Below are 26,871 nucleotides of genomic sequence, written 5' to 3' on the forward strand. Positions count from 1 at the left end.
ATAACGTGCCCGTATGCCCTCCATCGCCCTCGTCACCCTGGTCGTCGACGACTACGACGACGCCCTCGACTTCTACACCCGCGCCCTCGGCTTCGAGCTGGTCGAGGACACCGACCGCGGCGACGGCTCCCGCTGGGTCGTGGTCCGCCCGCCCGGCTCCCCGCAGGGCACCGGCCTCCTCCTCGCCCGCGCCTGTGGCGACGACCAGCGGCGCGCGGTGGGCGCGCAGACAGGCGGCCGGGTCGGCTTCTTCCTGCACACGGACGACTTCGCCCGCGACCACGCCCGGATGACCGGGGCGGGCGTCCGCTTCCTGGAGGAGCCGCGCCACGAGGTGTACGGCTCGGTGGCGGTCTTCGAGGACCTCTACGGCAACCGCTGGGACCTGCTGGAGCCCCGCGCGTAGCACCCGGCCGCCGACGCCTTCCGGGCCGAGCTGCAAGCCCTCGCCGGAGCCCCGCGCGTAGCACCCGGCCTCCCCGCCACACCCCCGGGCGCCCCCGGCGCCCGGGTCAGAGCGGCAGGGCGCAGGACGCCCCCGGCGCCGCGAACACCCGCCCCGCGCGCCGCAGTTCGCCCGACTCCGGGTCGACGTGGTGGACGCTCACCGTCCCGGAGCGCTGGTTCGCCGCGAAGAGCAGCCGCCCGGACGGCGAGAGCGCGATCTGACGGGGGAACGCGCCCCCGGCCGGCACGCTGTCCACCAGCCGCAGCCGCGCCCCGCCCGCCTCCACGGCGTACCGGGTGAGGACGTCGGGCCCCCGGTTGGCGAGGTACGCGTACCGGCCGTCCGGGGTCACCGCGAGGTTGGCCGGGTACGCGGTGGCCGGGCCGCTGCTGCCGGTCGGCTGGGGACGGCCGGGGCGAAGGCGGCCGGTGCGGGCGTCGTATGCACAGACCTGCACGGTGTCGTCGAGTTCGTTGGCCAGGTACGCGTACCGCCCGGACGGATGGAAGGTCAGATGCCGGGGCCCGGCACCGGCCCGCACGGTGGTGCGCGCGGTCTCGGCGAGGGTGCCCGCGCGGGTGTCCAGCCGGTAGGTGTAGACGGTGTCGGTGCCGAGGTCCACGGCGAGGACGTGCCCGCCGGGGGCCGTGAGGATCTGGTGGGCGTGCGGCCCGTCCTGGCCCGGGCCGGGGCGCGGACTGCCGTGCACCACACGGTCGGTGGCCGCGCCGGGTGCCCCGTCCGCGGCCAGTGGGTGCACGGCGACGCTGCCCGAGCCGTAGTCGGCGCTCAGCAGCCAGCGGCCGGAGGGGTGCACGGAGAGATGGCAGGTGCCGGACCCGCCGGTCGGCCGGGTGCCGAGGACGCGGGGCGGTGCTTCCCCGTCGCCGAGGCGGACGGCGGTCACCGCGCCCTCCTCGCGCTCGTTCGCCGCGTAGAGGGTGCGGCCGTCGGGGTGGACGGCGAGGTAGGACGGGTCCGGGACGTCCCCGACCGTGCGGCCGGCGGCGATCCGGCCGTCCGCCGACTCGTACGCGGCGACGCCGATGCCGTCGCCGCCGCCCGCGACCGAGGTGTACGCGCCCAGGTACAGGGGGCGCGGGCCGTCCGGCTCGGGCGCCGGGGCGGTCGGCGTGGCACGCGCCCGCTCCCCGGAACCGCTTGGGCCGTCGCCCTCGCCTCCGCCGCAGGCGGTGAGCGCGGCACCCGCGAGGGCGCCCGAGGCGGCGGTGAGGAAGCGCCTACGGTTCGCGTGCCGGGCGGTGTGCGCGGCGTGGTCCGTGCCCATGCCTCCGACCCTAGAGGGTGCGCGGTGGCGTGCGCTCGGCCGCCGGGGCCCGGCGGAGGCCGATCTCCGCGCGGACGGTCTTGCCCACCGGCACCCGGTCCAGCACCTCCCAGCGGTCCGCCAGAGAGGCGACAAGCAGCAGCCCCCGCCCGCCGCCGTCCAGGGGGTCCGGGACGGCCAGGGCGTCCGGGCCGGGCGGGCGGCGCTCCCCGCGCGTGTCGGAGACCTCGATGCGCAGCACGTCCGGGCCGAGGGTGAGCCGCAGCTCGAAGTCGCGCCCGGGCACGCGCCCGTGGGTGGCCGCGTTCGCGGCCAGCTCCGCCACGATGACGGCGGCGGTGGCGGAGAGGTCGGAACCGAAGGCGGCGGCGTCCCAGGCGTCGAGCTGGTGGACCGCGAGCCGTCGGGCGAGCCGGGCCCCGAGCGGCGTCGAGCTGAAACGCTGGGTGAACACACGTACGGTGCCCGGCAGTTGCGGGGCTACGGGTGAATGCATGCCTCCACCCTGGCGTCCGCGCACGTCGGACCCCAGATCAGGAACCCGTACGCTCGGTCGGCGTACGGGTACGGAGGGTGGACAGTAGGAGTCACCGACCGTGACGATGGGGCGGGCGCGGGCGTTGCCCAACTCAGGGAACGGGTAAGGGAGGTGGCCGTACATGACGGGATCGGCGAGCAGCGGCGGAAGCGGGGAGCCGGAGACCTCGGACAGCCTCAAGGCGTTCGGGGCGGTCGTCCAGGCGTTCCGGAAGCGGGCGGGGCTCACACAGGAGCAGTTCGCACCGCTGGTGGGATACTCGGTGCCCACGGTCGCGTCCATCGAGCAGGGCAGGCGCTTCCCGCCGGACGCGTTCGTGGAGCGGGCGGAGGAGGTACTCGACGCCTTCGGGGCGATCCGGGGCGCGGCGAAGCACCTGTCCCGGCAGCCGGGGCTGGCGAGTTGGTTCAGGCGGTGGGCGGAGCTGGAGGCGAAGGCGCTGAGCCTGTACACGTACGAGTGCCGGCTCGTGCCGGGGCTGCTCCAGACCGAGGCGTACGCCTTGCGGTTGTTCACGGAGCAGTTACCGCCCCTCGACGACGCGCAGATCGACGCCAACATGGTCAAGCGACTGGAGCGCCAGGCGCTGCTGACCGAGCGTCCGAACACGTCCTACAGTTTCATCATCGAGGAGCATGTGCTGCTACGGCAGCTGGGAGGTCCGGAGCTGACCCGTGAGCAGCTCGACCATCTGATCGAGGTGGCACAACTCCGCAACGTGGAGGTCCAGATCATGCCCTTGGTGTGCGACAGCCACGCCGGTCTGGGCGGCCCCCTCCAGCTCCTGGAGACTCCGGAACACCAGCGGCTCGCCTACAGCGAGGGGCAGAAGAGCGCGCAGCTCATCGCGGAAGCCAAAGTGGTCAGCCAGCTCCAGATGCGGTATGCCAGGATGCGATCACAGGCCCTTCCCCTGAAGGAATCCCTGGGCCTGTTGCGGCAGATGCGAGGAGCGACATGAGCGGCACCACCGAACTGGCCTGGTTCAAGAGCAGTTACAGCAGCGGCTCCGGCGACGACTGCGTGGAGGTGGCGCTGTCCTGGCACAAGTCCACTTACAGCAGCGGTGACGGCGACTCGTGCGTCGAGGTCGCCGCCTGCCCCGACACCGTCCACGTCCGGGACTCCAAGGTCGTCGACGGGCCGCAGTTCACTGTCGCTCCCGACGCCTGGACCGCGTTCGTCGGTCTGGCCCGCCGCGCCTGACCTCAGGTCAGGCGGAAGACCGGGCCGCGCGGTGTGAACGGCAGGGACGCGCCCTGCGGCACCAGGTAGGCGTGTTCGCGGCGCACGCGGAGCACGTCGCACCAGCCGTCGGTGATGACCAGCACCGGCGCGTCCGGCGGGAAGTCCCGGGCGCGCTGGAGCAGGTCGACGCCCGGCTGGAGGACCGTTCCGCCCCGCCCGCGTACCCGGACCCGGCCCGCGATCTCGGTCGGCGGGAGGTATCCGGCGTCGTGGGCGGCCGCGTCGCAGAAGACGACCCGGGCGGCGGGCACGTCGCGGGCCTCCGCGTAGGAGGCGATCGCGCCGAGCGCCTTGCCGAGGAGCCGCGCGTTCATCGAGCCCGAGGTGTCCAGGACGACGCCGAAGGTGCAGCGCGGGGTCTCCTCGGCCGGGAAGTACCGGCCCGCGCGCGGGATGTCGGGCGTGGACGCCTGGCGGCGGGCCGGGCGGGCGTAGGAGCGGACGGGCTCGGGCCGGGGCACGTATTCGTCGAACCAGCGGGCGAGGCGCGCGTCCCACGGCACCGGCGGGTGGGCGAGCGCGCGGATCTCCTGCACCAGCCCGGCGGGGAGCAGTCCGCGTTCCCCGGCGCAGTGCAGTTCGAAGCCCTGCGTGAGCCCGCGCCGGTAGAACTCGTCCAGGTCCGTGTACGGGCGGGAGCAGGGGTGCGGGAGCGCGTCCCCGAGGATGTCGCCCGCGCCCTTGCCGCGCAGGGTGGCCAGGCGGCGGTGGCGGCGCAGGTCGGTGGCGATCCGGTCGTAGACCTCCTCCACGGGGGCTCCTCCACGACCAGGAGCTGAAGGACCTCTCGCGGACCGGGCCCGCACACGCAGCCGATTTTCCGCGCGTGCGGTGGGGCGATCGCTCCCCGTGCCGTACGCGGCAGGCTCAGGCGAGCGTGTACTCCGTGTCTCCGAAGTCGGCCACCACCCTCAGCCGCCCGCCCAGGGCTTCGACGTACGACCTCAGGGTGGCGACTTCGGTTCGGTCGGCCTCACCGTGCTCGATCGCGGAAACCCTCGGCGCGGAGACGCCCATGGACTCGGCCACGTCCTTCTGCGTGAGCGCCTGCTCGCGCCGGATCTCCGCGAGCCGGTAGGCACGGACCTCGGCCATGAGCCGGTCCATCGCCGCCTGCTTCTCCTCGGCGGTGGGCACGGGCAGACCGGCCACCGCCCGCCGCTCGTGCACCCGTCGCCTGACGTCCTCCCAGCGCTCAGTGCTCATTCGTACTCCCTCGTTTCGAGTTCGGCGAGGTGCGCCCGATAGCGCTGCTCGGCGAGCGGAATGCTCTTCTCGTACCAGCCGGTCCAGCTGCCCGCTTTGTCACCTGCGACGAGGAGGACCGCCCGCCGGACCGGATCGAAGGCGAAGAGGATACGGATCTCGCTCCTGCCACCGGACCCTGGCCGCAGCTCCTTCATGTGGTGCTGCTCGGCGCCCTTGATGCGGTCCACCAGCGGTCGGCCCAGTCCGGGGCCGACCAAGGACAGCGCGTCAATGGCCTGCTCCACCTGCCAGGCGCTCTCCCAGTCCGCTTCGGCCAGCTCCTCAAACCAAGCCGCGACCTCCTTCACGAGCACTACTTGCCATTGAGCCATGGCAACGAAGTTAACGCAAGCGTTAACACGTGGCGCGTGGGTGGGGAGAGGATCACTCGATCGGGTCGAGGCGCCTGATCATGCCGTCCCGTAGACGAGCCCGAGGGCGTACTCGACCTCCAGCCGCTCCCGTAGCGTCAGATCCTTCACCGACGAAGGCTGCTTGGGCACCGAGGCAATCGCCCCCGCCTCGGTCATGGCTTCGACGCGGGCGAACGGCTCGGCCGGTGCCCCGGTTCGCGTCAACTGCCGCCTCACTCCGCGTCCGGCTCCAGGCGCAGTGAGACGGAGTTGATGCAGTACCGCTGGTCGGTCGGGGTCGGGTAGCCCTCGCCCTCGAAGACGTGGCCGAGGTGGGAGCCGCAGCGGGCGCAGCGGACCTCGGTGCGGAGCATGCCGTGGGAGCGGTCTTCGACCAGTTCGACGGCGTCGGTGTCCTTGGGGTCGTAGAAGGACGGCCAGCCGCAGTGGGAGGAGAACTTGGTGTCCGAGCGGAACAGCTCCGCCCCGCAGGCCCGGCAGGAGTAGACGCCGGGGGTCTTGGTGTCGGTGTACTCGCCGGTGAAGGCGGGCTCGGTGCCCGCCTGACGCAGTACGGCGTACTCGGCGGGCGACAGCTCGGCCCGCCACTGCTCGTCGGGCTTCTCGACGTCGTACGGCATCACGCGCTCCCTCGGGTCGACAGGTGGGCCAGGACGAGCGGACCGAGGTCCGTCACGTCTCCGGCGCCCATCGTGAGAACGAGATCACCGGGCTTCGCCATTCCCGCGACAACGGCCGGGGCGTCCGCCTTGTCGTGCACGGGCGTGACGTCCGCGCCCGCCGCCCGCGCCGCGTCGGTGATCAGCTCGCTGGTGACGCCGGGGATCGGGTCCTCGCGGGCCGGGTAGATGTCCAGGACGACGGAGGCGTCGGCCAGGGCGAGGGCCGCGCCCATCTCGGTGGCCAGCTCCTGGGTGCGGGAGTAGAGGTGCGGCTGGAAGACGACGAGCAGCCGGGAGCCGGCGGCCGCGCCGCGCATGGCCTCCAGGTCGGCGGTCATCTCGGTGGGGTGGTGCGCGTAGGAGTCCACGACCTGGACGCCGGCCGCCTCGCCCGTGAGCTGGAGCCGCCGCCCGACCCCGGTGTACGCGGTGAGCGCCCGCGCCAGGGCGGCCGGGTCGATGCCGACCCGCGCGCCCGCCGCGAGGGCGGCGGCCGCGTTGTGGGCGTAGTGGCGGCCGGGCACCGAGACGGTGAAGGTGTGCTCGGCGCCGTCCAGCACCACGGTGACCTCGCTGGTCATGCCCTTGGGCGTGATCGAGCGGATCCACACGTCGGAGTCCTCCGACTCCCCGACGGTGACGACCGCCGGGCCGCCGGGCCGGGCGGACACCCGGGCGGCCAGCTCGCGCGCCCCGGCGTGCTCGCCGACGACCAGGGCGCCGCCGGGCACGATCTTGGCGGCGAACGCCTCGAAGGACTCGTAGATCTCGTCCATGGAGGCGTAGTTGGCGTGGTGGTCCAGCTCCACGTTGAGGACGATCGCGACCTCGGGGTCGTACTTCTGGAAGCTGCGGTCGCTTTCGTCCGCTTCCGCGACGAAGACCTCGCCCTCGCCGTGGCGGGCGTTGGTGCCGGGCCCGGCGAGGTCGCCGCCGATGGCGTAGGAGGGGTCGAGGCCCAGCTCGGTGAGGGCCACGGCGAGCATCGAGGTGGTGGTCGTCTTGCCGTGGGTGCCGGCGACGGCGATCGGGCGCAGGCCGTGCATCAGGGAGGCGAGCGCGTCGGAGCGGTGGACCACCGGGACGCCCAGCTCGGCGGCGCGGGCCAGCTCGGGGTTGTCGGCGCGGATGGCGCTGGAGACGACCACACAGCTCGCGTCGTCCGCGAGGTGCCCGGCCGCGTGGCCGATGTGCACGGTGACGCCGAGGGCCCGCAGCGACTCGGAGCCGGCCGACTCCTTGGCGTCACTCCCCGCGACCTTCGCCCCGCGCCGGGCCAGGATCCGCGCGATGCCCGACATCCCGGCGCCGCCGATTCCGATGAAGTGCGGGCGCTCCATGGCGCTGGGGACGGCGGGTGCCATGTGGCGGCCTCCTGACTGTGCGGGTACCGGCGTACGCGAGTACGTACGCGGTACGCGGATGTGCGGGACGAGCGGGTGCGTGGCGGGTCGTGCGGTGCCGGGGCCCACCCTAATGGGCCCCGGCGGACCGCCCCGGCACCCCGGGCCCAGGTGCCCCGGTGCCCGGGTGCGGGCGCACGGCCGAGGGGCGCAGGCCGATAGGCGCGCCGCTGAGAGGTGCACAACCGGGAGGCGCGCGGTCGAGGGGGCCCACCCCCGCCGCCGCTACTCGCTGTGCGCGAAGAGCTTCAGGACCGGCACCCCCACCTTGTGCCGGGCCCGGGAGGCCCAGTCCCGGTGGAAGAACTCCTCCACGTAGTGCGGCTCGGTCAGGACGATCACCTCGTCCGCGCCCGACTCCTCCACCAGGGTCTTGAGTCTGTCCAGCGGATGGTCCTCCACGACCTGGCCGCGCGCCTCCGCCCCCGCCTTCCTCAGCGCGGCCAGGGAGAGTTCGAGACCCCGGTGCGCCGGGGCCTTGGCCTCGTCGCCCTCCGGCTCCTCCCCCTCGCGCACGGCTTCCTTGATCTCGCCGAGGGCCACGTCGTCGATGGCGCGCAGCAGGACGTCCGCCTGGTCGCCCCGGGGCTGCATCAGCAGGACGAAGGCCACCTCTTCCTCCCCGTGGAGGGTGGTGAGGAAGTCGACGTCTTCGGATGACAGGGGCTTCTCGATCATCAGTACGCTTGTGAACACGTTCAGGAGCCCTTCTGCGGAAACCATCCTTCCCCGCGGGTCAGGCGGGGCCAGCGAGACAAGTGTGCCCCTCCGGAGCTAAGCGGAACGGTAAATTCCGCCGATTGTCACCTGCCGTGGCGCCCTTGTCACACGCGCCGGTAGCGAGTGAACAGATAGCCGGATTCCTCCAGCAGCGAGACGAGGGCGAAGCGGGCCGGATCGACGACCGACGGGCCGCCCGCGATCCGCTGCGCGCCACCCGCCGTCATCGTCGGCGAGAGGGTCAGGCACAGCTCGTCCAGTACCCCCGCCGCCGTGAACTGACCGAGCAGGCGCGGCCCGCCCTCGGTCAGCAGCCGCCGCAGCCCGAGGTCCGCGAGGGCGCGCACCGCCCGCTCCGGGTCCACGCCCTCGCCGTCGCCCGCGACCACCACCCGCGCGCCCGCGCGCTCGGCCTCCCGCACCCGGTCCGCCGGGGCGGACGCGCCGGTGAGGACGAGCGTGGGGGTCAGCGGCGCGGTGAAGAGCGGGAGGGAGAAGTCCAGGTCCAGCGAGGCGGTGACCACGGCGATGGCCGGGGCGGGCCCCTGCCCGGCCGCCGCCCGCCGCGCGGCGAACGCCTCCCGGGCCCGGGCCGGCCGGTAGCCCTCCTGCCGGACGGTCTCCGCGCCCACCACGACCGCGTCGGCGAGGGCGCGCAGGGTGCCGAAGACCCGCATGTCGGCGGCGGAGGAGATGGGCTGGGAGCGGCCGTCGTGCTGGGCGGCGCCGTCGAGGGTGGAGACCATGTTGGCGCGCAGCCAGGCACCGGTTCCCGGCCCCGTCGCGGTCGCGTCCGGGCCGGAGGCGGCCGCCCTCGCACCCGGGCCGGAGGCGGCCGGGTGGTACACGGAGGCGGCCGGGTACGCGTAGGCGTCGGCCAGCGCGTCGAACGACCACTCCCCCTCGGGCCGCTCGGGCCGCTCGGCGCCCTCGCCCCGGCCCTCGGATTCGGATGTCTGGTCGGTCACAGGGAACAGGCGTCGCATGCCGAGCAGTCTTACACGCCCCTTACAGTTGAATACTGTGCCGACCAGCCCCATAACCGAAGCCGCCACCGAAGCCGCGCCGCTCTCGCTCTGCGCCCGCGAGCCGCGCGTCCCCGCCGACCGCCTGGTGGCCGAGATGGTGCCGCCGCCGCGCTTCGACGCGGTGCGCTTCGACACCTACGTCCCCGACCCGAAGCAGCCCAGCCAGACCGAGGCGGTGCGGGTCCTCTCCGGCTTCGCGGCCGGCCTCGGCGGGGCGCACGCCTCGGGCGGCGGCAAGCGGCGCTGGTTCGCCCGGAAGCCCGCCGCGCCGACCGGGCCGCGCGGGGTCTACCTGGACGGCGGCTACGGCGTCGGCAAGACCCACCTGCTCGCCTCCCTCTGGCACGCCACCCCGGCCGACCCGTCGCTCAAGGCCTTCGGCACCTTCGTGGAGCTGACGAACCTGGTCGGGGCGCTCGGCTTCCAGGAGACCGTGCGCACCCTCAGCGGCCACCGGCTGCTCTGCATCGACGAGTTCGAGCTGGACGACCCCGGCGACACCGTCCTCGTCTCCAGCCTGCTGGCCCGGCTGGTGGAGGCGGGCGTGGCGCTCGCGGCGACCTCGAACACCCTGCCCGGCAAGCTCGGCGAGGGCCGGTTCGCGGCGGCCGACTTCCTGCGCGAGATCCAGGGCCTGTCCGCCCACTTCCGGCCGCTGCGGATCGACGGCGAGGACTACCGCCACCGCGGCCTGCCCGAGGCGCCCGACCCGGCCACCGACGACCAGGTGACCCGGGCCGCGTACGCGACCCCCGGCGCGTCCCTGGACGACTTCCCCCAGCTGCTGGAGCACCTGGCCCGCGTCCACCCGAGCCGCTACGGGGCGCTGACCGACGACCTGAAGGCGGTCTGCCTCACCGGCGTACGGCCGGTGCCCGACCAGTCGACGGCGCTGCGGCTGGTCGTCCTCGCGGACCGCCTCTACGACCGCGAGGTGCCGGTGCTCGCCTCCGGCCTGCCGTTCGACCGGCTGTTCAGCGAGGAGATGCTGAACGGCGGTTACCGCAAGAAGTACTTCCGGGCGATCTCCCGGCTCACCGCCCTGGCTCGGGACGCAAAGGGCTTGATCGCGCAGTAGGTTGGGGGACGTCACGGGGACGTCCACCACCCGAAGGGAAGAACATGGCTACCACCCGCCAGGCCCACACCGTCTGGGAAGGCAACCTCCTGGAGGGCAAGGGCACCGTCGCCCTCGACTCCTCCGGCGTCGGCGAGTACCCGGTCTCCTGGCCCTCGCGCGCCGAGGCGGCGAACGGCAGGACCAGCCCGGAGGAGCTGATCGCGGCGGCCCACTCCAGCTGCTTCTCGATGGCCCTCTCGCACGGCCTGGCCGGCGCGGGCACCCCGCCCGCCCGTCTGGAGACCAAGGCGGAGGTCACCTTCCAGCCGGGCGAAGGCATCACCGGCATCCACCTCACCGTGGAGGGCTCGGTCCCGGGCCTCGACGAGGCCGGCTTCCAGAAGGCCGCCGAGGACGCCAAGGCCAACTGCCCGGTGAGCCAGGCGCTGACCGGTACGACGATCACGCTCAGCGCCTCGCTCGCGGACTGAGGCGGCGCCCGCCCCGAGCGGGTACGGCGGTACGTGGGTACGGTGCGGCGGTCGCGGACAGCGGCCGCCGCACCGGCGTACCCGGGCCGTGTGTCCGGGCCGGGGGCCGGGCGTTTCCGGGGCGGGCGCGCGGGCGTTCGCGGGCGCGGGCCTCAGGGATCGTCCCACGGACCGGGCCCGCGAGGTCCGGGCAACGCGGGTCCCCGGTCCGCGGGTTCCGTACCGGCGACACCTTCGGCCACATCCGTCCGCGTGGTTACGTCATGGCCGTGTGCGTGCTACACACATGCGGGTCACGTTTCCTGATGTCCGTCCCGTGTCCGTCCCCCCACTGCCTCCGGCACGCGGGCGGCACCCCACAGGGAGTTGAGACTCATGACCGCCACACGACGCCACGTACTCGCAGGGACCGGAGCGCTCGGCGCGTCCATCGCCTTCACCGGCGCGTTCTCCGAACTCTTCGCGGGCACCGCGGCCGCGCGCGGGCACGCCGGCTACGGCCCGCTGGTCCCCGACCCGGCCGGGCTGCTCGATCTGCCGAAGGGCTTCCGCTACAAGGTCCTCTCCCGCGAGGGCGACCCGCTGCGCTCGGGCGAGGGGCCGGTGCCCGGCAACCACGACGGCATGGCCGCCTTCGCGGGCCGGCGGGGCCGGGTCCATCTGGTCCGCAACCACGAGAACCGGCACAACGGGAAGATCCCGGTGCCGGTGGCGGAGGGGCTGACCTACGACCCCGAGGGCAAGGGCGGCTGCACCGCGCTGGAGCTGGACGGGCGGAACAACGTCCTCGGCGAGCGCGTCGCCATCGCGGGCACGGCCGTCAACTGCGCGGGCGGGCCCACCCCTTGGCGTACCTGGCTGACCTGCGAGGAGACCGAGGACAAGGCCGGCACCAACGGCTACACCAGGGACCACGGCTTCGTCTTCGAGGTGGACGGCGCCGATCCGCGCCGCACCGGCGCGGTGCCGCTGACCGCGATGGGCCGCTTCCAGCACGAGGCGGTCGCCCTCGACCCGGCGAGCGGGATCGTCTACGAGACCGAGGACGCCTTCGAGCACCCCTTCGGCCTCTTCTACCGCTTCCTGCCGCACAAGCCGCTCGGCGGCACGGGCTCACTGCGCGCCGGCGGGGAACTCCAGGCGATGCGGGTGCCCGGGGTGCCGGACCTCTCGGACATCCGGGAGACCGGCGCGTGCTTCGACCGGATCGAGTGGGTGCCGGTGCCGGACAGCCAGGCGCGCGAGACCCCGATCCGGCACCAGGACTTCGGCCGCAGGGGCATCACCCACGCGCAGAAGCTGGAGGGCTGCTACTGGGGCGGGCGCTCGGTCTACTTCGTCTCCAGCTTCGCCCGTGCCGACGAGGGCTCGGCGGCGGACCACTTCGGGCAGGTCTGGCGCTACGAGCCGGACCGGCGGCGGCTCACCCTGGTGATCGTCTTCGGCCCGGACACGGACGTCCGGCTCCCGGGCGAGTCCCCGGACAACATCTGCCTGGCGCCCGGCGGCGGGCTGATGGTCTGCGAGGACGGCAGCGGCGGCCAGCACGTCTACGGCCTGACCAAGCGCGGCGAGGTGTACGCCCTGGCGCGCAACGCGCAGAACACGGGCACGCCCGAGGAGCCGGAGTGGGGCGAGTTCGCGGGCGTCGCGTTCTCGCCGGACGACGCGACGATGTACGTGAACTGCTACAGGCCCGGGACGACCTTCGCGGTGACCGGCCCCTGGCACTGACGCGGGAGGGTCCGCCTTCGGCTGGGAGGCTCCGCCTCCGGTTCAGCGGGCCGGGGCGGCGGGCGGCGGAGCCGGGACGGCGGGCCCGGCCCGGGGGCGGGAACGTTCCGCCTCGCGGTCCCGGCCCGCCCGGCGGACGATCGGGGGGAGCCGCGCCACGAGGTGCGGCACAGGCCGAGAGGGGCGCGGGATGGCGGGCGGCGGCAAGAAGCGGCGCGACGAGGACGCCGGATCCGGAAAGCTGTCCGGGAAGGCGTCCGGGCAGACGGGGCGGCACCGAAGTGACCGGCAGGTCCGCGTCGGGGACCTGCTGCGTGTGAAGCCCGGCAGCACGGTCGACCTCGCCGCGTACGACACCCGCGCCACGCCCGGCGGCCCGCCGGACAAGCAGGCCGCCCTCGTGGAGACCGCCCTGATCGGCCGCCGCCTCGGAGACCTCCAAGGTGACTGAAAGTGCTCTGCCCCGAGCCGTAAGCGGCGGAAGACAGCTCCGGCCGGGTCGTGCTCCTGGAGCTGCCTCATGCCGGTGACGATGATGGGGCGACAGAGGCCGGTGCGTGTCTATGCAGCGGCGAAGGCCAGGACTGTGTTGTGCCCGCCGAAGCCCAGTGAGTGACTGACGGCCAGTCTGACATGCTGATGGTGGCGAACGGCGGCCGCGACGTCGATGCCAGCGGTGCTCTCGTCCGGTGCAGTGAAGTTGGCGGTAGGGGGCACGATGCCGTGGGCGACGGTCAGTACGGTCAGGGCTGCTTCGATAACTCCGGCGGCACCCATGGTGTGGCCCAGAACTCCCTTGGCGGAAGTGACCGACGGTGGTCTGCCGGGGTAGAGCTTGCGGATTGCTGCGGCTTCCACACGGTCGTTGAGGCGGGTGCTGGTTCCGTGGGCATTGATGTGGTCGACGTCGTTCGCACCCGCTTCCGCCCGTCTCAGGGCCGCCAGTGTGGCAGCCCTGAGGCCGGCGGCCTCAGGGTGCGGTGCCGTGGGGTGGTGTGCGTCGCTGGTGGCGCCGTGACCGGCGAGCAGAGCCAGTGGAGGTACGGCGCGTGCAGCCGCGTGCGGTCCGCGTTCCAGCACGAGCACACCGCTGCCCTCACCCAGGACGAAGCCGTCGCGGTCCTTGTCGAAGGGGCGCGAGGCGTGAGCGGGGTCGTGGTGGCGGCGGGACAGCGCGCCTGCTTTGGCGAAGGCCGCGACACACAGGGGGGTGATCATGGCGTCGGTGCCGCCTGCAACGGCGATGTCGCAGGCGCCGCTTTGCAGGAGCAGGCAGGCGGTGATGAGGGCGGTGGCTCCTGAGGCGCAGGCGGTGGAGGTTTGCAAGGAGGGCCCGGTGATGCCGAGTTGGAGAGCGAGGTGGCCGGCGGCCATATTGGGAAGGAAGGCGGGCAGCGTCATTGGAGAGACGGCGCCGGGGCCGTTGGCGAGCAGCTTGCTGTGTTGGGTTTCGAAAGTGGCGATGCCGCCGGCCGCGGTGCCGATCACGACGGCCACGCGGGTGGGGTCCCAAGCAGCAGGGTCCAGTTGGGCCATGCTGAGAGCCTCGTGGGCGGCGGTGAGCAGGAAGCGGGTGCTGGGGTCGAAGCGCCAGAGGCGTCCCGGGCCGGGTTCCATGGGCGGGACGCGGCAGGACATGGTCACCGGTCCGGTGTCGAGTGCCGGGTCGGAGCGGGCGGTGGGCCGGCCCGCGCACACGCTCTTCCAGGTCTGTTCGGTCCCGATGCCGGCGGGGGTCACCAGGCCGATTCCCGTGACGGCAATCGTTCCGCTCACTGGACGGGTCCCTGTCCGGAGTCGGTTTGGGCGAGGAGTGTGGTCACCGACTGGGCCACGTCGGCGACGGTGAGTTCGGCGCTCGCGGTGGAGTCGTCGAGCGGGACCTTCCACTCTTCCTGCAGGGTGACGTACAGCTCCACCACGGCCAGCGAGTCCAGGTCGAGTTCGCCGAGCGTGCTGTCGGCGGTGATCCGTGCCGTGTCGACCTCGAACTTGTCGGTGAGCAGGGTCACGAGGTGGTTGTAGACGTGGTCCACGGGTGGCTCCTGGAGAGGTCGGGGGTGCACAGGGGGGTGCTGTTCAGGGCGAGCGGCGGGTCCTCCGAGCGGGGAACGGCCGCGGGCCAGTTCAGCGTGGCGGAGGCCCAGGTGAGGCCGCCGCCGAAGGCGGTGAGCAGGGACCGGGCGCCGGGAGCGACGGCCCGGTGGACGGCGGGGTCGGCGAGGACCAGGGGAATGGAGGCTGCGGCGGTGTTGCCGAGTTCGTTGATGTTGCTGAACCGGTGGGCGGGCGCGATGCCCAGACGGTCGCCGACGGAGTCCAGGATGCGCTGGTTCGCCTGGTGGCCGACGAAGGCCCGTACGCTGTCCGGTGCCCAGCCGGCGTGGCGCAGGACGGCGGTTGCGGACTGTGTCATCCGCCGGACCGCGTGGGCGTAGACCGTGCGGCCCTGCATGCGGAAGTAGCGGGCGGCCGGTTCGGGGGGTGGCAGGTGGTGCGGGTGGCGGGAGCCGCCGTACGGGACGGTGATGAGGTCCTGGCCGCTTCCGTCGGCTCCGAGGTCGAGTGCCGTGACGGCTCCGGGGTCGTGCGGGTTGCCGGAAGTCAGGAATACGGCCCCGGCTCCGTCCCCGAAGATCGGTGCTGTCTCCCGGTCCTTCGGGTCGATGATGCTGGTGTAGGTCTCGGCGGCGATCACGAGGACGGTGGAGCAGGTGCCGGCACGGATCATGGCGGTCGCCGTGGCCAGGGCGTAGAGGAAGCCGGAGCAGACGGCTGAGAGGTCGAAGGCGGGGATGGTACCGAGGCCGAGGCGGTGGGCGATGGCGGGGGCGGTGGCCGGGCAGGGGTGGTCGGGTGTGCTGGTGGCCAGGAGCAGGAGGTCGGGGCGCCGGCCCGCGGCTGAGGTGAGGGCGGCCCGTCCGGCGCCGACGGCCAGGTCGCCGGTGCTGGTGCCGGGGTCGGCGTGCCGGCGGCGGGTGATGCCGGTGCGGTCGCGGATCCAGGTGTCGTCGGTGTCCAGCGCACCGCGGGCGATGACCGTGTCGTTGTCGACGGTGTGCGGGGGCAGACAGGCACCGATTCCGGTGATGACGGCCGTGGCCGGGTCGGTGGCCGTCATGTCGTCGCGAAGGGGGAGGGGGGCTTGGGGTGTCCGGCGAGGCCGCCGTCGGGTACGGCGAGGCCGCCGTCGACGACGAGCGCGTGTCCGGTGACGAAGGACGAGGCCGGGGCGGCGAGGAACAGGGCGCTGCCGACGACCTCTTCCACGTCGGCCCACCGGCCGAGCGGGACGTGGCTGGTCAGCCAGTCCGACAGCGGGCCGGTTGCGCTGGCGAAGGAGGTCATGTCCGTACGGGTCCATCCGGGGCACAGGGCGTTGACCCGGATGCCCTGGCGGGCCCAGCCGACCGCGAGGCTGCGGGCGAGGGAGATCTGGGCCGCCTTGGTGGCGGCGTACGCCTCCATCATCGGGGTACCGACCAGCCCGGCGACGGAGGACATCAGGATCAGGCTGGCGCGGTCCGAGTCGGCCAGGTGCGGGTGGGCGGCGCGGGCCAGGGCGGCCGTGGCGTTGAGGTTGACGGTGACGACGGTCTCCCAGTCCTGCTGGCGGGCGTGCTGGAGTGGGGCCAGCAGCGGGCTGCCGTCGTCCGCGGTGGGGAGGGTGCCGGCGTTGTGGACGATGACGTCGAGCCCGCCCAGTGCCTCGGCAGCTTCGTCGACCAGGTCGGCCGCGGTGCCCGGTCGGGCGAGGTCTCCCGCAAGGGCCACGGCCTTCCGGCCCCGTTCCTCGACCGCTCGGGCGGTGGCGTCGAGGGCGGACAGCGTCCGGGCGGTCAGTACCAGGTCGCAGCCCGCATCGGCCAGGCCCTCGGCCACGGCCTTGCCGATGCCTCGGGATGCGCCGGTGACCAGCGCGCGGGCGCCGTCCAGGCGGAACAGGTCCAGTGCGTTCATCGCAGAGCTCCTTGGTTGTCGTAGAGGCGGGCGGCGGGCTGCCGGACCGCAGTAGAGGTCAGGGCGGTCGCTCCGCTCCAGGTGAGGAGGGCGCTGCCCCAGGTCATGCCGGCTCCGAAGACCGCCAGCAGGACTCGGTCGCCGGGCCGGATCCGGTGGCCGACCGCGGCCCGGGCGAGGGCGTACGGGGTGCTGGCGGCGCCGATGTTGCCGACCTCGTCTCCGACGACCACCAGTCGCTCGGCCGGGATGCCGAGGTCGGTGCCGATCCGTCGGAGCAGCACGGGGTTCGGTTGGTGTGCGACGACGCAGTCGATGTCCCGGATGGCTAGCCCGCTACGGCCGAGAGCATCGGTGATCAGCCGGGGGAAGACCTCGGTGATGAACCGGCCGATGGTGCGACCGTCCATGTGGATGCAGTGGCTGCCTTCGGCGAGAGTGGCGGGGCTCGCCGGCAGGCGGCTGCCGCCGGCCGGGATGAGGACGCGGTCGGCGAGGGTGCCGTCGGAGCCGAGGCTGAAGTCCGTGAACCCCTGGGAGCCGGCTACCGGTCCGAGGACGGTGGCGGCCGCGCCGTCGGCGAACAGCACGGCGGTGCCGCGGTCGGTCGGGTCGAGGAACTTCGAGTACACCTCGACGCCCACGACGACCGCGTACCCGGTGCTGCCGGCCGCGCTCAGCCAGTCGTGTGCCACCTTGGCGGCGAACAGCCATCCGGAACAGGCGGCGCTGACGTCGAGGGCAACGGCGGAGGTGGCACCTACCAGTGTCTGGATCCGACAGGCGGTCGACGGGCCCAGTTCGTCGGGGGTCGAGGTGCCGCAGATCAGCAGCCCGATGTCGGCGATGTCGATGCCGGCGGCCTTGGCTGCCGCGCGGACCGCGTGGGCCGCGAGGTCGGAGGCGGCCTCGTCGGGCTCGGCGACGTGGCGGGTGAGGACGCCGGTGCGCTCCCTGATCCAGTCCGCCGTCACCCCGGCGTGGCCGGCGACCTCGGTGTTCGTGCGCACGGTGGGGGGAAGATGGGTGCCCATGCCGAGCACGCCAATACGGGCCTTTCCGGTCATCGTGTGTCTCCTCGGGTCCAGGTGAGCGTGGCCCTCAGGGCGGCGTTGTAGTCGGCGGCGGCCAGGGGCGCGGCCGCGAGGTCCTCGGGGTAGGCGAATACTTCCGTGAGCAGCGGCAGCACGGGAACGATCGCGTCGCACAGTTCGTCGGCGACGGCTGTCAGTGCGCGGGCGTCGGCCGGTCGCAGCGTGCCGTGGGCGAGCAGGGAGCCGACCCGGCGCCGGGCGGTGGTGACGCCGTGCAGGGCCGCGAGCGGTCCGAGGGCCTGGGCCAGATCGCGGTCGCGTATCCCGTCCAGCGTCCGGGCCACGTCCTCGGCGACCAGCGCGTCCGCGTACACCTCGCCGAGGAGACCCGCGTCCTCCATCAGAGGATTCCAGCCCTCGAAGGTGACGTCCGGGCCCGCCGCCCGCAGGCGTTCCGCCAGATCACGGGTGAGGGCTTCCTGGTGGCGGCGCACGATCGCGGGCCACCAGCGTGGGGATGCCACCGATGGAGGTGGTGGGGGGGTGTGCCCGGCGGATGCCGAGCCGGCTTCGGCGAGGGCGCGGCCGATGTCGTAGAAGATGAGCCGGCTGTCCCCGCCGGCCGCGTCGAAGGCGTGGTGGAAGCCGTGGTAGACGGCCAGACGGTTCACGTCCAGGTGCCCGGAGAAGCCGCACCGGCTCTGGCAGTCGCGGGTGACCCGGGCGGCGGTGCGGACGGCGACGGCTTTGTACGCGGCCAGCGGGCGGCTGACGGCCGCCCATGGCGTGAATCCCATCGCCCCGGTCCCGTCACCGGCCCGTGGCGCGGGGGCGGCTAGGGAGTCCGACCATACGGCGCGGGCACCGCCGCTGGCACAGGTCAGAGCGAAGGCGTCGGCCAGTGCCCCCAGAACGGCCCGCTGCTGCGTCCGGTATGCGAGCAGGGGCACGCCGGGGGCGAGCCTGCCCTGGGTGCTGCGTTGCCGCGCGTAGTTGACGGCCTGCACGGCCGACTGGCGGGTGGTCGCGGCCGCGACCGCGGGCATCGCCGCCCACAGCCCCTGCCCCACCCGCAGCGTCCGCTGGAGGCGTTGCTCGCTGTCTCCAGCCGGGTCGTGGAACGCTCCGTCGTCCCCGACGGCCGCGCCGTCGGCGAGCCAGTCGTTGTGGGGTACCCGGACGTGTTGGAAGCGCACCAGGACGTAGTCGAGGGGCAGGGCTCCCAGTCCAAGCGGCGAGGAGAGTTCGATGCCGGGCAGCGGTCCGTGATCACCGGTCAGATCGACGACGAAGGCGAAGACCCCGCGTTCCACACCGGCCACGACCAGCTGCGCGAGAACCACCGCCGTCTGTGGTACGTCCAGGGTGCCGGCGCTGCCAAACTTCGCCGCTCCCGGATCTGGCGTGTGCAGGACAAAGTCGCCGGTGCGCGGGTCGTACTCGGCGCGGGTCCGGGTCGCGAGGTGGCTGTTGGCCTGGCCGGCCTCGGTGATGAGGTAGACGCCCTTGGCGCGACCCGTGAGCAGCGATTCTCTGCGGGGGTCCGGAGGAGAGCCGAGTCGGGTCATGGAACCGAGGCACAGCATGTGATGGACCAGGGCTGCCAGGCAGAGGGAGGGATCGGCGACCGCGGCCCAGGCGTGGACGGTGGCGAGCCGGTCCGGGGTGTCGAGGAGTCGGTCGGCCGGTGGGAGGAGCGTGCCCAACTGCCCGAGGCGGTGCAGCAGCGACTTGCCCGCGCTGCCGGTCCGGTCAGCGTCGGGCCGGGGGTCGGCGGCTAGGACCTTATGCAGGGAGGACAGGAATGAGGGGTCGCAGGGGCCGTGGAGGAGTTGTCGTAGTTCGTCGTGTGCTGACGGGGGCAGGGACGCGAGGCTCATCAGTGGTTCTCCGGTATGGAGGCGGGTTCGCCCAGCGGAGTCGTCCGGGCGGATCGGTTCACCAGACGAAGTCGGGTTCGGCGAGGGGCGCGTGGACGTGCGGCCCGGTGGCCGCGGACAGGGTCCTGTGGGCGCTGCAGGCCAGTGCCCGGCCGGTGCCCGCCTCGAAGAGGACGTCCGGCCGGTGCGCGGCCGCGGCCATAGCGAGGACGGCGGGGACGACGGCGGGGCGGACCAGGCAGTCCGCCAGGCGCCGTGTCAGGTCGTCCTCCGGGAGGTATCGGCGTCCGGCAACGGCGGAGTACACGGGCAGGCGTGCCTCGCACCAGGAAAGGGTGCGCAGCGAAGCGGTAAACGCGTCGGCCTGAGCGACGAGGGAGGGATGGTGGGAGGAGAAGGGCAGGTGCAGCCGCACGGCAGCCACACCCGCTTCCGTGGCCGTCTTCTCGGTGCGGAGCAGGTCCGGCAACGGGCCCGAGACCACCACGGAGCGATCGTCGTTGACCACAGCCACCACGGCGTCCCTGGCCTCGGCCCGGTCCAGCAGCTGCAACGCGGACGACGCGGAGCAGGAGAGGAGAGTCAGCCCCCCAAGGCATGACGCGAGCACAAGGGAGAGTTCATGGGCCGCCCGTGCTCCGTCGGCTGCGCCGAGCACTCCAGCAGCGGTCAGCGCGGCGATCTCGCCGAAGCTCACGCCGACGACGGCATGGGGAGGCCCCTTCGCGACGCACAGCGCCCGGTGCACGGCCACCGAGGCGCCGAACAGCGCAAGCTGGGCGGTGCCGGCAGGGGCATCGGCGAGCTCCCGCCCGCTTGGCGGATCCGAACTCAGCAGCCACCGGCCGAGTGGCGGCAGACCGCGTTCCTCCGCAACGGGGTCCACCTCTCGGAACACCAGGCGGACGGCTTCGCGGACGTGCTCCTCGGCGTGCACGGCGCGGGTGAGCGACGTGACGGAGAAGTCCCCCTGTCCGGGGAACAGGTGAACAGAGCGTGATCGTTTGGGCGGGCGGCCCGGCTGGGGCTCAAGGCTGGTGCGCATGTATCCGCCGTTCTGGGATGCCGGCCGCGCGCAGGGGGCGCACGGCCGCGTGGGAGGCCTGCCTGTGCGCACTGCCCACAGGCTTCCATGGAGTCGTAATGTGAGGATGTCTCACCCATGCGCGCCCTCGGGTCTTTTCGGAAGGGACGAACATGTTGAACGCACAGGCATGTTGAACGCCGGTCGTGAGCGTCGACCATTGGAGAAGACGGTAATCGCGCGTACTCCTCCATCGCCGCTCCGAACGCAAGGCCGACCACTTCCTAGCCTTCACCAGCATCGCCTGCACCCTCATCTGCTACCGCAGACTTAACAAATGAGATGACATCTGAAATGCAGCTCCTCTGACACCGTTCTTGCAGCTTGACCCTCACCTCACCACCCCACAGATTGCGAAGTGCTGCGAAGGAGAATCACTCCCCTTATGAGGGAACCTCACTGAATCCGGTCCGCACAGTCGTCCTCGCGACGAAACGTATGCAATCGGTGCGACTTCGAGCACTTGTGAAACTGGCCCCGTGATCGGTCAGGGCCGAAGTTCCGGCCTGACACCACCCCCGGCCTGTCCGCGCCTGCACATAGCCGGGGGCACGCGCGCCCCGCGATTCTCCTAAAAGGGCTGTCCCGTATAAGGGGTGCTGGCAAAGGCGTTGGACGTGCCGGTGGGTGATCAGGCAGGTAGCGAGGCCGAGGAAGGCTTCGTGGATGTCGTCGCGCCGTTCCCAGCGGACACGTAGGCGCCGGAAGCCGTGGAGCCAGGCGATGGTGCGTTCGACGACCCATCGGTGCCCTCCGAGCCCCGAACGATGAGGGGTGCTGCGGGGGGGGATCACGGGCTTGATGCCCAGAGCCCACACGAGCCGACGGTACTTGTCGTGGTCGTAGCCACGGTCGCCGAGCACCACGTCGGGCCGCCGACGCGGCCGCCCGACCAGGCCGCGACGGACGGGACCTTGGCGAGGAGGGGCAGCAGTTGCGTGACGTCGTCACGGTTGCCGCCGGTCAGCGACACCGCGAGCGGGACGCCCTGACCGTCGACGAGGACGTGGTGCTTGCTGCCCGGACGCGCACGGTCGACCGCGCTGGGTCCGCTTCTGGGCCTCGTCGAGCGGCCCGCACATGGCTGGAGTCGATCACCGTCCGAGACCAGTCGACTGCTTCGCCGCCCGCAACTTCTGAAGCAGGACGACGTGGAAGCGGTCCCACACGCCGGCCTCGTTCCAGGCGGCCAGCCGCCGCCAGCATGTCAGAGCCGAAGCCGAGCTCCTGGGGCAGGTACTCCCACTGGATGCCGGTGCGCAGGACGAACAGGATCTCGCACAGAGCCTGCCGGTCAGGAACCCTCGGACGCCCGGCGACCAGCTTCGGACCCGGCTGCGGCAACAACGGCTGGACCAGCGGCCACAGTTCGTCCGACACGATCCACGGACGAGAGTTCCTCTTCCCCACGAACAGAGCAACGACCATCCAGCCGACAGTCACACCATCAGCGACTTCTCTCAGGACTTCTGAAGCCTGTCCGGCCGCATCAGGTCCGAGACCTTGACGAAGGTGAAGCCCCGGCGGCGGAGTTCCGGGACGGCCCGGCGCACGGCCGCCTCCGTGACCGGGGCCGCGCTCCGGGTGCAGTGCAGCACCACCACGGACCCGGGCCGCACGCCCGCGAGGACCTGCTCGGCGACCGCGTCCGCGTCCGTCGCGAACGCGTCGCCGCCGACCACGTCCCACTGCACGGCCGTCACCCCGGTGGGCGCGACGGCGCGCAGGGCCGCGTCGTCGTAGCAGCCGCCCGGGAAGCGGAAGTAGGGCACGGTGTTGCGGACTCCCGCCTTCTCGAACGCGCGGAACGCCCGGTCCACGTCGGTGCGCATCTCGTCCCGGTCGACGATCGGCAGACCGTAGCAGTCGCCGGTGTACGCGTAGTGGCTCCAGGAGTGGTTGGCGGTCTCGAACAGGGGGTCGTTGCCGATGCTCCGTGCCTGGTCCGGGTACTCCTCGGCCCAGCGGCCGGTCATGAACACGGTGCTCGGCACCTTCAGTTCGCGCAGCGCCGCGATCAGGCCCGGGTTGTCGAAGCGCTCCCCGCGGGCTGCGCGCGGTCCCTGGTCCGCCGTCATGTCGGCGTCGAAGGTGAGGGCGACGGTCTTCGCGGCTCCCCGGGAGGGCGCGGCCCGCTCGAAGACCGCGGTCAGGCCACCGGGCCCGGGTGCCAGGGTCGGAACCCGGCGCTCCGGCCCGGCCCCCGGCCCGCCGCCCGGTTCACCCGCCGGGTCACCGGTCAGGGCGGGGGACGCGGCGGTCACCGACGCGCCGGGGGAGGGGGTGCGTGGACCGCCCGCCGTGCCCCCCGTACCCGACTGCGCTCCACATCCGACCAAAGTGATACCGAGAACGGTCAGAATCGCAGCTTTTCTTGCAAAGGTGCTCATTCGGTGAAAGTAGTCGATCGCAGTCCTGACCCGACGTCACCCTCACCTCGTGCCGCGCTGCTTGCGCCCGCCCGGGAAGCCCCGGACCCCGCGGACCGCGTGGGATGATGCCCGCGACCATCGTCCGGCCCCGGCCCGCCAGGGCCCGCGCGACAGGGAGGAACGGCAATGGCGCCGCCCGCCACGGCAGGAGTGCTCGCCACCACGAGGGAGCTGCTGGAGGCCGCTCCGCCCGACCGGGCCGGAGCCCTCTGGCGCCTCACCCCCGTCGCCCGGCAACTGGACGCGAACGTGATCCGGGTCCTCCCGGGCGGCCGGGTCCCGCCCCATGTCGAACCCGATCTGGACGTCCTGCTCTGTGTGCTGGCGGGCGCCGGGGAACTCGCAGTCGGCGGACTGAGCCAGTCCCTCGGCCCGGGAACCGTCGCCTGGCTCCCGCGCGGCAGTGAACGCGCGCTGGCGGCCGGGCCCGCCGGTCTCGCCTACGTCACCGCACACCGCCGTCGCCCCGGTCTGACCGTCGGTCACGGCTCACCTCGGGCGGCAGCGGAAGAGCCCGGGACGGACGAGGGCGGCGAGGCGGCCTGCTTCCTCGGCCGCGTCTGCCCCGCCTGCGACCGTCCGGCCGCCGCCGCGGACGCCCGTTTCTGCCACCGCTGCGGCACCCGCCTGCCCGACTGAACGCCCGGTGAGGCGGACCGGCCCCCCGGGGCCGGCCCTTGATTTCTACTGCCGCCACCTGCGCTGACGCCCCGTCGACCGGAAATCCCGGCAGGCACGTTGAGTGCATCGCCCGCCTCATCCGTACCAAGGGTCGGACGCGTCCCCCCGGTCCGCACACAGGACCGGATCACCGTATCCCCCCGCAGGAGGCAGCGAGTTGAGTCACAGGCGAATACCCAAGCGGAAGGCGGCACTTGCCGGAGCCGGAGCGGTGGCCGTCGCCGCGGCGGCCGTCCTGCTGCCCCACGCCAACGCGTCCCAGTCGGACTCCGGCCCGGCCGCGTCCCCCCGCACCATGAGCGCCGCGTCCGCCCAGGACCTGGTAGCGCGGCTCGGGCCCGAACTCGGCGAGGCGTACGCAGGCGCCTGGTACGACGCGGCCAAGAAGCAGGTCGTGGTCAACGTCGCCGGTGGCGGCGACGCGGCCCTCGAACGCGTCGGCGAGGCGGGCGCGGTCGCCCGCAGTGTCGACAACAGCATGGGCGAACTCAAGCGCGCGGCCGGGACGCTCTCCGCCCGCGCCGCGATCCCCGGCACCGCGTGGGTGGTCGACCCGCGCACCAACAAACTGGTCGTCACGGCCGACCGCACGGTCACCGGAGACCGCTGGGACCGCCTGGAGTCCGCCGTCGAGGGCCTTGACCGGGGCACCGCCCGCATCACCAAGTCGGCGGGCGAGTTCCGGACCTTCCTGGAAGGCGGCGACGCCATCTTCGGCGGCGGCTCCCGCTGCTCGCTCGGCTTCAACGTCACCACCCAGGAGGGGGCCCCGGCCTTCCTCACGGCCGGGCACTGCACGGCCGCCGGCCAGCAGTGGTCCGAGGACCCGAACGCCGCGCCCGTCGCCACCGCGCAGAACTCGACCTTCCCCGGCAACGGCGATTTCGCCCTGGTGACGTACGACGACCCGGCGACCGAGGCCCCCAGCACGGTCGACCTGGGCAACGGCGAGACGCTGGCCATCACCGGCCCGGACGAGGCCACGGTCGGCCTCCAGGTGTTCCGGATGGGCAGCACCACGGGACTCAGCGACGGCCAGGTCACCGGCCTGGACGCCACCGTCAACTACCCGGAGGGCACGGTCACGGGCCTCATCCAGACCAATGTCTGCGCCGAGCCCGGCGACAGCGGCGGCTCGCTGTTCACCCGCGAGGGGGCGGCGATCGGCCTGACCTCCGGCGGCAGCGGCGACTGCACCTCGGGCGGCGAGACCTTCTTCCAGCCGGTGACGACGGCACTCGCGGCGGTCGGCGCGCAGCTCGGCGACGCGGGCGCGGGTGCCGGTGACGGCGCGGGCCAGGCGGCCGGCGGCGCGGGTGCCGGTGAGGGCGCGGGCGACGGGGCCGGGGCCGGTCAGGACCAGGGCGGTGACGCCGGGGCCGGCCAGGACCAGGGCGCCGGCGAACAGGACCAGGGCGGTGGCGCCGGTCAGGACCAGGGCATCGGTGGCGCGGACCAGGGCGCCGGCGAACAGGACCAGGGCGGTGCCGGCCGCGATCAGGGTGCCGGGGACGGGCAGGGAGGTGACGGGCAGGACGGCAACGGTGACGGTGGCCGCTTCGGCGGACGTCACGGCTGACCGGCGCCCCTGAGCGGGGCGCCACCCAGGACGGCGGCGGGGCCGCGGACCGAAGGAAGGCGGTCCGCGACCCCGCCGCCCGCGTGCCATGCCGCGTGGCCCGCCGTCGCGGTCACTCACGTGCCCGCCCGCCGTTCCGGGCCGGCGCCGCCACCGGATGCGGGAGCGCCGCGCCCGGTGGAAGGTGGACCCGACGACTGCCCTCGGGGGCCGCCGAGAGGACGACGAGAACACCATGGACACCGACGCCCTGACCCCGGAACTGCTGCGCAGGCTGCGCGCCCCCAAGCCCTATCCGGCCGTCTCCGTGACGATGCCCACCCACCGCGACGGCCGCGACAGCGCGCAGGACGCCGTGCGCCTGCGCAATCTGCTGGCCGAGGCGGGCCGCAGGCTCACCGGAGCCGGGAACGGCGACGGGGCCGCCCGTGCCGACCGCGCGACCCGGGACGCCGTCTCCGCCGAGCTGGCGCGCGCCGCCGAGGAACTCGACCTGCGCGGCGCCCTCGACGGCCTGGCCATCCTCGCCGACGCCGAGGGCCACCAGATCTGGCGCCTGCCGCGCACCGTGCCCGAGCGGGTGGTGCTCAGCGACAGCTACCTCACCCGCAACCTCGTCTCCGCCAAGGCGCAGGCCCGGCCCTACTGGGTCCTCGCCCTCGCCGCCGACCGGGCGTCCCTGTGGTCGGGCACGGACGACGAACTGCACGAGCACACCGGGGACGGCCGGTTTCCGCTGGTCAGGGCCGAGGAGGAGGACGACCCGCAGCGCGAGGAGCGCCAGGGCGACACCCCGGGGCTCTACGCCGACGAGCGGACCCGCCAGTTCTTCCGCGAGGTGGACGCGGCCCTCGGCGCGGCCCTGGACGCGGACCCGCGCCCGCTCTTCCTGGTGGGGCTGCCGCCCGCGCTGAGTCTCCTGGCGGATTCGGGGACGGCGGCGGGCCGGGCCGCGGGGAGCGTGGGCAAGGGCGGGTTCGCCGAGGGCCCGGCGACCGCGCTGGCCGAGGAGGTGCGGCCCGCGCTCGACGGGTACCGGGCCTCGGTCGCCGAAGCGGCCGACCGCCGGCTCGACGCCGCCCGCGGCCGCCGCGCCTTCGCCGCGGGCCTGGACGAGGTCTGGGGCGCGGTCCGGGACGAGCGGGCCGGGCTGGTCGTCGTCGAGGAGCACTTCCAGCGCACCGTACGCGTCACCGACGACCACCTCCAGCCGGTCGACCCGGCCCGCGCCGACGACCCCGCGGTCCGCGAGGACATCGTCGACGAGTTGGTCGAACGCGCCCTGGACGGCGGTGCGGAGGCGGTCTTCGTCCCCGACGGCTCCCTCGCCGACCACGGCGGGGTCGCCGCCGAGCTGCGCTACTGAAGTCCGCCGCCCCGGCCGCGGCAGGGTGACGACCCGCCACGGCCGGGGCGGCTCGCGCGCGCTCAGGCGGCGGTGCCCGCCGCGGCCGCGTCCAGGTGGGCCGTCAGGGCGTCGAGTTCCGCGCGGAGGGCGGCGATGCGTTCCAGCGGCAGGCCCGTGGCGGCCGTGATACCGCGCGGGACGGCGAGGGCGCGTGCGCGCAGGGCGGTGCCCGAGGGGGTGGGCCGGACCGTCACCGAGCGCTCGTCGTGGACGTTGCGGCGGCGCTCGACGTGGCCCGCCGCCTCCAGGCGTTTCAGCAGGGGCGAGAGGGTGCCCGATTCGAGGCGCAGATGTTCGCCGATGCGCTTCACGGGCAGTTCGCCGTGCTCCCAGAGGACCAGCATCACCAGGTACTGGGGGTAGGTCAGCCCCAGGTCCTTCAGGACCGTGCGGTACACGCCGTCGAAGGCACGAGCCGCCGCGTGCAGGGAGAAACAGACCTGGCGGTCCAGGCGCAGGAACTCCTCGTCCGGTACCCGGGCCGGCGCGTGGTCCGGTGCGTGGTCCGGTGCGTCGCGCTCGTTCATGCCTTCCAGATTAGCAAGGTGTGCGCGATTTAGTTGCGCACAAC

General features: G+C 73.3%; 28 protein-coding genes and 2 pseudogenes. 10 read left to right on the forward strand and 20 right to left on the reverse strand.

Features of this window, described 5'->3' with window-relative positions:
- Window positions 1-13: 13 nt before the first annotated feature.
- Window positions 14-406 carry a VOC family protein gene (locus tag C593_RS0113770; RefSeq protein WP_018847874.1) on the forward strand — a complete coding sequence of 131 codons (393 nt, stop codon included), beginning with the start codon at window positions 14-16 and terminating at the stop codon, window positions 404-406.
- 106 nt (window positions 407-512) lie between these two features.
- Here C593_RS0113770 and C593_RS0113775 read toward each other — a convergent pair whose 3' ends face one another.
- Window positions 513-1,736, reverse strand: coding sequence for a lactonase family protein (locus C593_RS0113775; RefSeq protein WP_018847875.1), 1,224 nt, complete (start codon window positions 1,734-1,736; stop codon window positions 513-515).
- 10 nt (window positions 1,737-1,746) lie between these two features.
- On the reverse strand, window positions 1,747-2,232 hold the full coding sequence (locus C593_RS0113780) for an ATP-binding protein (protein WP_037745725.1): 486 nt from the start codon (window positions 2,230-2,232) through the stop codon (window positions 1,747-1,749).
- A 163-nt stretch (window positions 2,233-2,395) separates the two neighbouring features.
- On the opposite strand from C593_RS0113780, the gene C593_RS0113785 reads away from it, so the two are divergent.
- A complete protein-coding gene (locus tag C593_RS0113785) occupies window positions 2,396-3,235 on the forward strand; it encodes a Scr1 family TA system antitoxin-like transcriptional regulator (protein ID WP_018847877.1) in 840 nt (279 codons plus the stop codon).
- Window positions 3,232-3,480, forward strand: a complete 249-nt coding sequence (locus tag C593_RS0113790) for a DUF397 domain-containing protein (RefSeq protein WP_018847878.1) — start codon at window positions 3,232-3,234, stop codon at window positions 3,478-3,480. The genes C593_RS0113785 and C593_RS0113790 overlap by 4 nt, the downstream gene beginning before the upstream one ends.
- A 2-nt stretch (window positions 3,481-3,482) precedes the next feature.
- Here C593_RS0113790 and C593_RS0113795 read toward each other — a convergent pair.
- The 8 genes and pseudogenes from C593_RS0113795 to C593_RS0113830 form a co-directional block, all read right to left on the reverse strand.
- Window positions 3,483-4,277, reverse strand: a pseudogene (locus C593_RS0113795) (vWA domain-containing protein); the annotation flags it as partial.
- Between the two features lie 112 nt (window positions 4,278-4,389).
- The gene (locus C593_RS0113800) at window positions 4,390-4,728 is read right to left on the reverse strand and encodes an XRE family transcriptional regulator (protein WP_018847880.1); all 339 of its coding nucleotides are present in this window, start codon (window positions 4,726-4,728) and stop codon (window positions 4,390-4,392) included.
- Window positions 4,725-5,102, reverse strand: coding sequence for a type II toxin-antitoxin system RelE/ParE family toxin (locus C593_RS0113805; RefSeq protein WP_018847881.1), 378 nt, complete (start codon window positions 5,100-5,102; stop codon window positions 4,725-4,727). The genes C593_RS0113800 and C593_RS0113805 overlap by 4 nt, the downstream gene beginning before the upstream one ends.
- Before the next feature lie 78 nt (window positions 5,103-5,180).
- Window positions 5,181-5,348, reverse strand: coding sequence for a hypothetical protein (locus C593_RS0113810; RefSeq protein ID WP_158686842.1), 168 nt, complete (start codon window positions 5,346-5,348; stop codon window positions 5,181-5,183).
- 8 nt (window positions 5,349-5,356) lie between these two features.
- Entirely contained in the window at window positions 5,357-5,764 is a 408-nt protein-coding gene (msrB, locus tag C593_RS0113815) for a peptide-methionine (R)-S-oxide reductase MsrB (RefSeq protein WP_018847883.1), read from the reverse strand.
- Window positions 5,764-7,170 (reverse strand): UDP-N-acetylmuramate--L-alanine ligase, encoded by a 1,407-nt coding sequence (gene murC / locus C593_RS0113820; protein ID WP_018847884.1) that lies wholly within the window; start codon window positions 7,168-7,170, stop codon window positions 5,764-5,766. The genes msrB and murC overlap by 1 nt, the downstream gene beginning before the upstream one ends.
- Before the next feature lie 264 nt (window positions 7,171-7,434).
- On the reverse strand, window positions 7,435-7,887 hold the full coding sequence (locus C593_RS0113825; RefSeq protein WP_199790033.1) for an indole-3-glycerol phosphate synthase: 453 nt from the start codon (window positions 7,885-7,887) through the stop codon (window positions 7,435-7,437).
- A 146-nt stretch (window positions 7,888-8,033) separates the two neighbouring features.
- A complete protein-coding gene (locus C593_RS0113830; protein WP_037745728.1) occupies window positions 8,034-8,915 on the reverse strand; it encodes a pyrimidine reductase family protein in 882 nt (293 codons plus the stop codon).
- Between C593_RS0113830 and zapE the strand changes: the two genes are divergently transcribed.
- From zapE to C593_RS0113850, 4 genes are all read left to right on the forward strand, one after another.
- The gene (zapE, locus tag C593_RS0113835) at window positions 8,914-10,035 is read left to right on the forward strand and encodes a cell division protein ZapE (RefSeq protein WP_486591127.1); all 1,122 of its coding nucleotides are present in this window, start codon (window positions 8,914-8,916) and stop codon (window positions 10,033-10,035) included. The two genes, C593_RS0113830 and zapE, sit on opposite strands and share 2 nt — an antisense overlap.
- A gap of 44 nt (window positions 10,036-10,079) precedes the next feature.
- Window positions 10,080-10,508, forward strand: coding sequence for an OsmC family protein (locus C593_RS0113840; protein ID WP_018847888.1), 429 nt, complete (start codon window positions 10,080-10,082; stop codon window positions 10,506-10,508).
- Between the two features lie 375 nt (window positions 10,509-10,883).
- On the forward strand, window positions 10,884-12,242 hold the full coding sequence (locus C593_RS0113845) for an alkaline phosphatase PhoX (RefSeq protein ID WP_018847889.1): 1,359 nt from the start codon (window positions 10,884-10,886) through the stop codon (window positions 12,240-12,242).
- A 190-nt stretch (window positions 12,243-12,432) separates the two neighbouring features.
- Window positions 12,433-12,693: a hypothetical protein gene (locus C593_RS0113850; protein ID WP_018847890.1), complete on the forward strand. Its 261-nt coding sequence runs from the start codon at window positions 12,433-12,435 to the stop codon at window positions 12,691-12,693.
- Window positions 12,694-12,803: 110 nt separating this feature from the next.
- Here C593_RS0113850 and C593_RS0113855 read toward each other — a convergent pair whose 3' ends face one another.
- The 9 genes and pseudogenes from C593_RS0113855 to C593_RS0113890 form a co-directional block, all read right to left on the reverse strand.
- A complete protein-coding gene (locus tag C593_RS0113855; protein WP_020610305.1) occupies window positions 12,804-14,018 on the reverse strand; it encodes a beta-ketoacyl-[acyl-carrier-protein] synthase family protein in 1,215 nt (404 codons plus the stop codon).
- Complete coding sequence (locus C593_RS0113860) at window positions 14,015-14,278, reverse strand: phosphopantetheine-binding protein (protein WP_018847892.1); 264 nt, start codon at window positions 14,276-14,278, stop codon at window positions 14,015-14,017. The genes C593_RS0113855 and C593_RS0113860 overlap by 4 nt, the downstream gene beginning before the upstream one ends.
- Window positions 14,251-15,363 (reverse strand): beta-ketoacyl-ACP synthase III, encoded by a 1,113-nt coding sequence (locus C593_RS0113865; RefSeq protein ID WP_018847893.1) that lies wholly within the window; start codon window positions 15,361-15,363, stop codon window positions 14,251-14,253. Before C593_RS0113865 ends, C593_RS0113860 begins: the two co-directional genes overlap by 28 nt.
- Entirely contained in the window at window positions 15,360-16,202 is an 843-nt protein-coding gene (locus tag C593_RS0113870) for an SDR family oxidoreductase (RefSeq protein ID WP_018847894.1), read from the reverse strand. The genes C593_RS0113865 and C593_RS0113870 overlap by 4 nt, the downstream gene beginning before the upstream one ends.
- Window positions 16,199-17,269 (reverse strand): ketoacyl-ACP synthase III, encoded by a 1,071-nt coding sequence (locus C593_RS0113875; protein WP_037745732.1) that lies wholly within the window; start codon window positions 17,267-17,269, stop codon window positions 16,199-16,201. The genes C593_RS0113870 and C593_RS0113875 overlap by 4 nt, the downstream gene beginning before the upstream one ends.
- A complete protein-coding gene (locus C593_RS0113880) occupies window positions 17,266-19,116 on the reverse strand; it encodes an acyl-CoA dehydrogenase (protein ID WP_018847896.1) in 1,851 nt (616 codons plus the stop codon). Before C593_RS0113880 ends, C593_RS0113875 begins: the two co-directional genes overlap by 4 nt.
- A 58-nt stretch (window positions 19,117-19,174) precedes the next feature.
- Window positions 19,175-20,161 carry an acyltransferase domain-containing protein gene (locus tag C593_RS0113885; protein WP_018847897.1) on the reverse strand — a complete coding sequence of 329 codons (987 nt, stop codon included), beginning with the start codon at window positions 20,159-20,161 and terminating at the stop codon, window positions 19,175-19,177.
- A 659-nt stretch (window positions 20,162-20,820) separates the two neighbouring features.
- Window positions 20,821-21,628 (reverse strand): annotated as a pseudogene (locus C593_RS31675) (IS5 family transposase); the annotation flags it as partial.
- Window positions 21,629-21,660: 32 nt separating this feature from the next.
- Window positions 21,661-22,590 (reverse strand): polysaccharide deacetylase family protein, encoded by a 930-nt coding sequence (locus C593_RS0113890; protein ID WP_078521496.1) that lies wholly within the window; start codon window positions 22,588-22,590, stop codon window positions 21,661-21,663.
- 168 nt (window positions 22,591-22,758) lie between these two features.
- On the opposite strand from C593_RS0113890, the gene C593_RS0113895 reads away from it, so the two are divergent.
- The 3 genes from C593_RS0113895 to C593_RS0113905 all read left to right on the forward strand — a co-directional run bounded on the left by C593_RS0113895 (window position 22,759) and on the right by C593_RS0113905 (window position 26,258).
- Window positions 22,759-23,271, forward strand: coding sequence for a hypothetical protein (locus C593_RS0113895; protein ID WP_026277671.1), 513 nt, complete (start codon window positions 22,759-22,761; stop codon window positions 23,269-23,271).
- Between the two features lie 199 nt (window positions 23,272-23,470).
- Window positions 23,471-24,892 carry an alpha-lytic protease prodomain-containing protein gene (locus C593_RS0113900; RefSeq protein ID WP_051093684.1) on the forward strand — a complete coding sequence of 474 codons (1,422 nt, stop codon included), beginning with the start codon at window positions 23,471-23,473 and terminating at the stop codon, window positions 24,890-24,892.
- A gap of 235 nt (window positions 24,893-25,127) precedes the next feature.
- Window positions 25,128-26,258, forward strand: coding sequence for a baeRF3 domain-containing protein (locus C593_RS0113905; protein ID WP_020610307.1), 1,131 nt, complete (start codon window positions 25,128-25,130; stop codon window positions 26,256-26,258).
- Between the two features lie 62 nt (window positions 26,259-26,320).
- On the opposite strand, the gene C593_RS0113910 is transcribed toward C593_RS0113905, so the two are convergent.
- Complete coding sequence (locus C593_RS0113910; RefSeq protein ID WP_018847903.1) at window positions 26,321-26,827, reverse strand: MarR family transcriptional regulator; 507 nt, start codon at window positions 26,825-26,827, stop codon at window positions 26,321-26,323.
- Window positions 26,828-26,871: the final 44 nt, after the last annotated feature.

Source organism: Streptomyces sp. CNT372, from assembly GCF_000377145.1.

What these genes read in the sequence shown, in the direction of transcription:
- C593_RS0113845 (WP_018847889.1), top strand. Translation starts at nt 10,884, where the DNA reads ATGACCGCCACACGACGCCACGTACTCGCAGGGACCGGAGCGCTCGGC.
- C593_RS0113890 (WP_078521496.1), bottom strand. Translation starts at nt 22,590, where the DNA reads ATGAGCACCTTTGCAAGAAAAGCTGCGATTCTGACCGTTCTCGGTATC.
- C593_RS0113910 (WP_018847903.1), bottom strand. Translation starts at nt 26,827, where the DNA reads ATGAACGAGCGCGACGCACCGGACCACGCACCGGACCACGCGCCGGCC.
- C593_RS0113780 (WP_037745725.1), bottom strand. Translation starts at nt 2,232, where the DNA reads ATGCATTCACCCGTAGCCCCGCAACTGCCGGGCACCGTACGTGTGTTC.
- C593_RS0113805 (WP_018847881.1), bottom strand. Translation starts at nt 5,102, where the DNA reads ATGGCTCAATGGCAAGTAGTGCTCGTGAAGGAGGTCGCGGCTTGGTTT.
- C593_RS0113880 (WP_018847896.1), bottom strand. Translation starts at nt 19,116, where the DNA reads ATGAGCCTCGCGTCCCTGCCCCCGTCAGCACACGACGAACTACGACAA.
- C593_RS0113775 (WP_018847875.1), bottom strand. Translation starts at nt 1,736, where the DNA reads ATGGGCACGGACCACGCCGCGCACACCGCCCGGCACGCGAACCGTAGG.
- C593_RS0113785 (WP_018847877.1), top strand. Translation starts at nt 2,396, where the DNA reads ATGACGGGATCGGCGAGCAGCGGCGGAAGCGGGGAGCCGGAGACCTCG.
- C593_RS0113850 (WP_018847890.1), top strand. Translation starts at nt 12,433, where the DNA reads ATGGCGGGCGGCGGCAAGAAGCGGCGCGACGAGGACGCCGGATCCGGA.
- C593_RS0113770 (WP_018847874.1), top strand. Translation starts at nt 14, where the DNA reads ATGCCCTCCATCGCCCTCGTCACCCTGGTCGTCGACGACTACGACGAC.
- msrB (WP_018847883.1), bottom strand. Translation starts at nt 5,764, where the DNA reads ATGCCGTACGACGTCGAGAAGCCCGACGAGCAGTGGCGGGCCGAGCTG.
- C593_RS0113800 (WP_018847880.1), bottom strand. Translation starts at nt 4,728, where the DNA reads ATGAGCACTGAGCGCTGGGAGGACGTCAGGCGACGGGTGCACGAGCGG.
- C593_RS0113875 (WP_037745732.1), bottom strand. Translation starts at nt 17,269, where the DNA reads ATGACCGGAAAGGCCCGTATTGGCGTGCTCGGCATGGGCACCCATCTT.
- C593_RS0113830 (WP_037745728.1), bottom strand. Translation starts at nt 8,915, where the DNA reads ATGCGACGCCTGTTCCCTGTGACCGACCAGACATCCGAATCCGAGGGC.
- C593_RS0113905 (WP_020610307.1), top strand. Translation starts at nt 25,128, where the DNA reads ATGGACACCGACGCCCTGACCCCGGAACTGCTGCGCAGGCTGCGCGCC.
- C593_RS0113895 (WP_026277671.1), top strand. Translation starts at nt 22,759, where the DNA reads ATGGCGCCGCCCGCCACGGCAGGAGTGCTCGCCACCACGAGGGAGCTG.
- C593_RS0113885 (WP_018847897.1), bottom strand. Translation starts at nt 20,161, where the DNA reads ATGCGCACCAGCCTTGAGCCCCAGCCGGGCCGCCCGCCCAAACGATCA.
- C593_RS0113790 (WP_018847878.1), top strand. Translation starts at nt 3,232, where the DNA reads ATGAGCGGCACCACCGAACTGGCCTGGTTCAAGAGCAGTTACAGCAGC.
- C593_RS0113825 (WP_199790033.1), bottom strand. Translation starts at nt 7,887, where the DNA reads ATGATCGAGAAGCCCCTGTCATCCGAAGACGTCGACTTCCTCACCACC.
- murC (WP_018847884.1), bottom strand. Translation starts at nt 7,170, where the DNA reads ATGGCACCCGCCGTCCCCAGCGCCATGGAGCGCCCGCACTTCATCGGA.
- C593_RS0113865 (WP_018847893.1), bottom strand. Translation starts at nt 15,363, where the DNA reads ATGACGGCCACCGACCCGGCCACGGCCGTCATCACCGGAATCGGTGCC.
- C593_RS0113870 (WP_018847894.1), bottom strand. Translation starts at nt 16,202, where the DNA reads ATGAACGCACTGGACCTGTTCCGCCTGGACGGCGCCCGCGCGCTGGTC.
- C593_RS0113840 (WP_018847888.1), top strand. Translation starts at nt 10,080, where the DNA reads ATGGCTACCACCCGCCAGGCCCACACCGTCTGGGAAGGCAACCTCCTG.
- zapE (WP_486591127.1), top strand. Translation starts at nt 8,914, where the DNA reads ATGCCGAGCAGTCTTACACGCCCCTTACAGTTGAATACTGTGCCGACC.